Source organism: Bergeriella denitrificans NBRC 102155, assembly GCF_001592185.1.
Lineage (GTDB): Bacteria > Pseudomonadota > Gammaproteobacteria > Burkholderiales > Neisseriaceae > Neisseria > Neisseria denitrificans.
In genome coordinates this window covers 1-1,154 of the sequence record NZ_BCWL01000337.1, presented here as the reverse complement: position 1 = coordinate 1,154, position 1,154 = coordinate 1, and the positions used below count along the sequence as shown (strand labels likewise).

Annotated in this window: 1 protein-coding gene; it reads right to left on the bottom strand. The window is 48.8% G+C overall.

Annotated elements, in window-relative coordinates:
- Positions 1–175: 175 nt before the first annotated feature.
- The gene (locus BDE01S_RS10640) at positions 176–697 is read right to left on the bottom strand and encodes a pilin (protein WP_066081396.1); all 522 of its coding nucleotides are present in this window, start codon (positions 695–697) and stop codon (positions 176–178) included.
- Between the last annotated feature and the right edge of the window lie 457 nt (positions 698–1,154).

The window sequence follows — 1,154 nt, the reverse complement described above, 5'->3', positions numbered from 1 at the left end:
GCGGTTCGACTCCTTGTATCAGAATTTAATTTCTCCAACTATATAGGGGCGCGGCGGGCTTTGCGGCAGCCGCAGATGCGGCAAGGCCGTCTGAAATTCAGACGGCCTTGCCGGTTTTCCACATAATGTGTTTTTGTTATGGGGGTACTGCTTTGAAATCTGTATGCCTCAACCCTTATTGGTTGGGGTCTGCCGGAGTGGCAGATGTATTGTTGGCGGCTTCGCGGCAGGAAGCAGGCAGGAATTTGGTATCTACGCCGTCAGTTGCACCCGGGCGGCAAGTCCATCTGAATGTGCCGTCGATATTGTTGGCGGTGTCACCGGTCGTACCGGATTGGGTGGCCGGTGCTTGCGCTACCAGCTCGATGGTGCGTCCACGGATTTCACTGTTGATACCGTCAGTTCTCATCGTGGCGGTAATCACGCCGCCGGTTCCCACTTCTACTTTGTCGGTGTATTGGCCGCGGATATTGGCCGCAATGCCGGCTTGGGCGTTATTCGTAGGCCATTCGCCTTTATCCGAATAGTATTCGACCACCGATGTTTTTTGAGCTTCAAGTAGGGAGAGCGCCTCCGATACTTGCGCCCGGCCGGTGTAGTCTTGATAGGCGGGCAGGGCGATGACGGTCAATACGCCGACAATGGCGATGGCAATCATCAGCTCGATGATGGTAAAACCTTTTTGTATGGCTTTCATAGCATACTCCTCCGGAGTTTGTTTTGTATTAAATAAAAATCCGTAATGTGCTTGGCACTTTAAAATTGTGAGTAAAACTCTTATGGAAGGAATATACAGCTTCCGAACGGCTTATCCGTTGTCGCCGTATCGGATATTATTCTAGCAAGAAAGAGTTGTGCCAAAATAGAAAATCGGCCGAAATTTTTTTAAAATAATCCACACATTATTGTTTTATATATTAAAATATTTGCTTGCTTGCTTGCTTGCTTGCTTGCTTGCTTGCTTGCTTGCTTGCTTGCTTGCTTGCTTGTGGGCAGATAGTGCCGAAAATTGTTAGTTTGTGTGCGTTTTGGGTAGGGGAATGGGTTATAGTCGGAGAGTAAATTCTGATACAGGAGACAGTACAAATCGTACAGGTCGGCGGACTTGCTGCTTTAGCAGCTTAGTCAAGCCCTTTCTTTGAGTCGGAGGAGCC